The organism is Cupriavidus sp. WS (genome assembly GCF_000395345.1).
Lineage (GTDB): Bacteria > Pseudomonadota > Gammaproteobacteria > Burkholderiales > Burkholderiaceae > Cupriavidus > Cupriavidus basilensis_B.
Window position 1 is genome coordinate 1 of the sequence record NZ_AQPL01000511.1, and the last position, 5111, is coordinate 5111.

General features: G+C 67.8%; 4 protein-coding genes and 1 pseudogene. 1 reads left to right on the forward strand and 4 read right to left on the reverse strand.

The window, feature by feature from the left end; translation table 11 throughout:
- Positions 1–105: 105 nt before the first annotated feature.
- Positions 106–366 carry a hypothetical protein gene (locus K206_RS0133040; RefSeq protein ID WP_020206581.1) on the reverse strand — a complete coding sequence of 87 codons (261 nt, stop codon included), beginning with the start codon at positions 364–366 and terminating at the stop codon, positions 106–108.
- Between the two features lie 192 nt (positions 367–558).
- On the opposite strand from K206_RS0133040, the gene K206_RS0133045 reads away from it, so the two are divergent.
- Positions 559–1464 carry a LysR family transcriptional regulator gene (locus K206_RS0133045; protein WP_020206582.1) on the forward strand — a complete coding sequence of 302 codons (906 nt, stop codon included), beginning with the start codon at positions 559–561 and terminating at the stop codon, positions 1462–1464.
- A 106-nt stretch (positions 1465–1570) separates the two neighbouring features.
- Here K206_RS0133045 and K206_RS0133050 read toward each other — a convergent pair whose 3' ends face one another.
- The 3 genes and pseudogenes from K206_RS0133050 to K206_RS43995 all read right to left on the reverse strand — a co-directional run.
- Complete coding sequence (locus K206_RS0133050; RefSeq protein WP_029044368.1) at positions 1571–4258, reverse strand: DNA topoisomerase III; 2688 nt, start codon at positions 4256–4258, stop codon at positions 1571–1573.
- Positions 4259–4412: 154 nt separating this feature from the next.
- Positions 4413–4817, reverse strand: a complete 405-nt coding sequence (locus K206_RS0133055; protein WP_020206584.1) for a thioredoxin family protein — start codon at positions 4815–4817, stop codon at positions 4413–4415.
- A gap of 77 nt (positions 4818–4894) precedes the next feature.
- Positions 4895–5111, reverse strand: a pseudogene (locus tag K206_RS43995) (DNA-protecting protein DprA); the annotation flags it as partial.

Genomic DNA, 5111 nt, shown 5'->3' on the forward strand with positions numbered 1-5111 from the left:
CCGGCGCGCTGCTGCGCGCCAACCCCGCCGGCCTGTGGAGACCAGCCGGGAACGACAACCGCCGCGGATGCCGCCAGATGCAGCACCGCCGGCGGGCAACCAGCCTCAGATGCCGTCGGTGAAGCTGTCGAACTTGCCGGCCTTGGCACCGTCGGTGAACGGGTCGAACTTGCCGAGCTTGGCGCCATCGGTGAACGGATCGACCTTGCCGACGCGGGCGCCGTCGGTGAAGCTGTCGAACTTGCCGGCCTTGGCGCCGTCGGTGAACGTATCGAACTTGCCGCTCTTGGCAAAGGCGGGGGCGGCCGAGAGAGCGGCGGCAAGCGCGGCGGCGGCAGCGAGCAGGGCGTAGCGTTGGGTTTTCATGACGATTCCTTTCCACAGGCAGGACGCCAAAGCCTCTTTCAGCAGCTTCGCTGCAATGCGGCATCCGATGACTCGATATTAGGCATTTCCCTCATATGAATAAATATCGTTGCGGGCAATGATTAGTTCTAGTTTTCACAATAAATATCCCACTATCCGTAAGAGTTCGCGGGCAAGACTGGAGACTATCTCATGGACCGGCTGCAATCGATGCGCGTCTTTTCCAAAGTGGTCGAGCTGGGCAGTTTTGCTCGTGCAGCGCAGCAACTGGAAATGTCCAATGCGGTGGTGACGCGCTACGTGGCCGACCTGGAAAGCCACCTGGGCACGCGGCTGCTCAACCGCACCACGCGCAGCCTGTCGCTGACCGATGCCGGCGAGACCTATCTCCAGCGCTGCCAGCAGATCCTCGAGGACGTGGAAGAAGCCGAGTCGGTGGTGACGGCGCGCAGCCAGTCGCTGTCCGGCACGCTGCGGCTGGTGACGCCGGTGATGTTCGGCCTGCACCTGCTGCCCGCGGCGATGATGCGTTTCCAGACCATGTACCCGGAGGTGGTGTTCGACGTGCAGCTCTCGGACCGCATCGTCGACATCGTGGAAGAGGGCCGCGACGTGGGCGTGGTGCTGTCGGACCTGGGACTGGGCTCGCACCTGGTGGCGCGGCCGATGCTGTCGGCGGAGATCATCCTGTGCGCGTCGCCGGCCTACCTGCGCCAGCACCCGCCACTGCGCCACGCGCACGAGCTGACCAACCACCGCTGCATCGCGATGCGGATTCCCACGGTGGAGCACGAGTGGACGCTGTCGGGCCCGGAGGGCGAGGTGACGGTGCCGATCCGGCCCGGCCTGCTGTGCAGCAACGCCGAGCTGGCGCACCAGGCGGCGCTGGCCGACATGGGCGTGGCGATGCTGTCGTCGTACCTGGCGCGGCCCAATATCGAATCGGGGCGGCTGACCCACATCCTGCCGCAGTACCAGTTGCCGCGGCGCGACATCAGCGTGGTCTACCCAAGCCGCAAGTTCCTGCCGACCAAGGTGCGCGCGTTCATCGATTTCCTGCTCGAGGAGGGCGTCGAGCGCAGCAAGGAACAGGGCTGACGACAAGGACTGAAACAGGACTGACACCGACCGGCGTGAAGGCGGACCCGGGCGGGCGGCGCGCCGCCTGGTCCGCCTGTCGCCGGTCAGCCTGCCGCCGGCGCGCTTACTCCTCGGCGTCGGCCGTAGCCTCGTCACCGGCGCGCGACTTGCCGGTGGCGCGCTTGGCCGCCGGCGCCTTGGCGGCGGCCTTCTTGGCGGCGGGCGCCTTCTTGGCCGGCACCTTGGCGGCCGGCTTGGCGGTCTTCTCCGCGGCCTGCGCCTCGTCGTCGCCGGCGCGCGCGGCCGCGCTCTTCGCGGCGGCGCCCTTGGCGGCCGGCTTGGCCCCGGCCTTGGGCTCGCGCGCCTCGAACTCGAAGCCGATCTTGCCGTCCGGCTGCTTGACCAGGAAGGCCTTGAAGTTGCGCCCGGTGCGCGAGGACTTGAAGCCGGTCAGCAGGTCGGTGCGGCCGGCGCCGAGCAGCTTGCCGATCTGCTCGCGCGAGATCTCCTGCTGCAGGATGATCTTGCCGGTGGTGAAGTCGCAGGTCTTCGGGCTGGCCACGGCGTTCTCGCACACGTACTTCATGCCGTGCTCGTACACCGCGCCGGCGCACTTGGGACAGGCGCCGACCGATTCCTGGCCGCTGAAGTCGATCGGCTCGCCGTCGTTGTCGTCGTCGTTCTGTCCGAAGTCGAACTCCATCTTGTAGTGGCCTTCGTCGTCCTTGGACAGCTTGAGGATGGCGGCGAACGGGCGGCCCATCTTGCTGCGGAAACCCTGCAGCGGACCGATCTCCTTCTTGAGCAGCAGCTCTTCCACCTCGTCGATCTCGAACTGGCGCCCGCCCGGGATCTTGCTGATCGAGAAGTCGCACGCGGTGCAGGCAAAGCGGCGGTAGTTCTCCTTGACCTTGCTGCCGCACTGCGGGCACGGCGTGTGCAGCGTGGCGTAGTCGCCCGGGATGGTGTCGCTGTCGTATTCCTTGGCGCGCTTGACGATCTGCTGGGTCATCTGCGCGATCTCGCGCATGAACTCGTCGCGCTTGAGGCCGCCGCGCTCGATCTGCGACAGCTTGTGCTCCCACTCGCCGGTCAGCTCGGCCTGCGTGAGCTCCTGCACGCCCAGGCCGCGCAGCAGCGTCATGAGCTGGAAGGCCTTGGCGGTCGGGATCAGCTCGCGGCCTTCGCGCACCAGGTATTTTTCGGCCAGCAGGCCTTCGATGATGGCCGCGCGCGTGGCCGGCGTGCCCAGGCCCTTGCCGGCCATCGCCTCGCGCAGCGCGTCGTCGTCCACCAGCTTGCCGGCGCCTTCCATCGCGGACAGCAGCGTGGCTTCGTTGTAGCGCGCGGGCGGCTTGGTGGTCAGGCCGACGCTGTCGACCTTGTCGACCTTGACGCGCTCGTCCTTGGCCACCGCCACCAGGTTGGCCTCGGCGCCCTGGGCTTCGCGCCCGTAGACCACCAGCCAGCCCGGGTTGACCAGCACCTTGCCTTCGGTCTTGAAGTGATGGCCGGCGACCTCGGTCACGCGCGTCGTGACCAGGAACTCGGCCGCCGGGAAGAACACCGCCAGGAAGCGGCGCACCACCAGGTCGTACAGCTTCTGCTCGGGCTCCGACAGGTTCTTCGGCGCCTGCAGCGTGGGGATGATGGCGAAGTGGTCGCTGATCTTGCTGTTGTCGAAGATCTTCTTGTTGGGCTTGATCCAGCCGCTGGCCAGCACCTTCTTGGCGTGCGGCAGGTAGTTCGGCGAGCTCTCGGCGAGCATGTCCATGGTCTGCTTGACCGTGTCCATGTAGTCCTCGGGCAGCGCGCGCGCGTCGGTACGCGGATAGGTCAGCACCTTGTGCTTCTCGTACAGCGCCTGCGCCAGGCCGAGCGTGTTCTTGGCCGAGAAGCCGAAGCGCGAGTTGGCCTCGCGCTGCAGCGTGGTCAGGTCGAACAGCGCCGGCGACTGCTGCGTGGAGGGCTTGGATTCCTCGGTGACGGTGCCGGTCTTGTCGCGGCAGGCCACCACGATGCTCTTGGCCTCGGCCTCGCTCCACAGGCGCGAGTCGCGCGCCTCGGGATCGAACTCGTTCTTCTTGAACTTGGGATCGAACCAGCGGCCTTCGTACAGGCCCGCGGCGGCGATGAACTCGGCGCGCACTTCCCAGTAGTCGCGCGGCACGAACTTCTTGATCTTCTCCTCGCGCTCCACCACGATCGACAGCGTCGGCGTCTGCACGCGGCCCACGGTGGTCAGGAAGAAGCCACCGCCCTTGCTGTTGAAGGCGGTCATGGCGCGCGTGCCGTTGATGCCGACCAGCCAGTCGGCCTCCGAACGGCAGCGCGCGGCGTCGGCCAGCGGCAGCATGTCGGCGTCGTCGCGCAGGCGGGCGAAGCCGTCGCGGATGGCCTGCGGCGTCATCGACTGCAGCCACAGGCGCTGCACCGGCTGGCGGGCCTTGGCCTGCTGCTGGATCAGGCGGAAGATCAGCTCGCCCTCGCGCCCCGCGTCGCAGGCGTTGACCAGCGCGGTGACGTCCTTGCGCTTGATCAGGCGGTTGAGCACCTTGAGCCGGGACTCGGTCTTGGCGATCGGGCGCAGGTCGAAGTGCGGCGGGATCACCGGCAGGTTGGCGAAGCTCCACTTGCCGCGCTTGACCTCGTATTCGTCCGGGGCGGCGATTTCCACCAGGTGGCCGACGGCCGACGAAAGCACGTAATCGTCACTCTCGAAGTATTCGTCATGCTTGGTAAAGCCCCCGAGGGCACGGGCTATATCGGCCGCAACCGATGGCTTTTCCGCGATGATGAGGGCTTTTGACATGGATCGGTCCTTGCTGGCCGCTCGTCGGCGAGCCTGCGAATTGTTGCCACTGAAGGCTCTGCACTATATGTAAACAGCGAGCCGGGGGCTTTGAGGCGCCAATAATAAGCGCGGTTCCGACGGCGGTGCAAGCCGGCCACCGCCGCCGGCGCCTTCAAACGGTGCCGCCCCCGCCCCGCAGCCATGCCAGCACGTCCGGGATTTCGGCGCCCGCCGGCAGCGTCATGGCCGCGCCACGCGCCAGCATACGCTCGAGCACCTCGATGTGCGGCAGCAGCGTGCCGTAGAACTGCGGCGCGCCGCCGGCCGCCGGCTGCACCAGCACGGTCGGGAAATTCTCGATGTCGAGGTCGCCCAGCCGGTCGGCATGGGTCTCGATGTCGATCCAGACGAAGCAGTCGTCCGGGAAACGCGCCGCCAGCGCCTGCAGCGCCTCCAGGTAGTCCCGGCAGGTGCCGCACCAGGCAGCGCACAGGCAGGCCACCAGGCGGCCCTGCGCACGCGCTGCCAGCGCCTGGGCGAGCTCGCCCGCATTGTGCTCCGGAAAGTAAACGGTCATGGCAGCCTAAACATGAGCCTTTTCAGGCACGGGAATCGCTTGATTGTAGCGGTCGGCGGAAAAAGCGTGCGCCACGCTCAGCCCAGCCGCCGGTAGACATTGCCGGGCAGGCGCTCCGCCGCCCCCTCCAGTTCCAGCGCCAGCAGCGCGGCCGCCACCTGCTCGGGCGGCAGCGCGGCGCGCGCGCACAGGGTGTCGAACGCGACCGGGCCGTGGGTGAGCGCCGCGCCGAGCGGGTCGGCGGGGCGCGGCGCCGGCGTGGAAGCGGCCGGCGCCGCGCCGCGGGCGGCCATG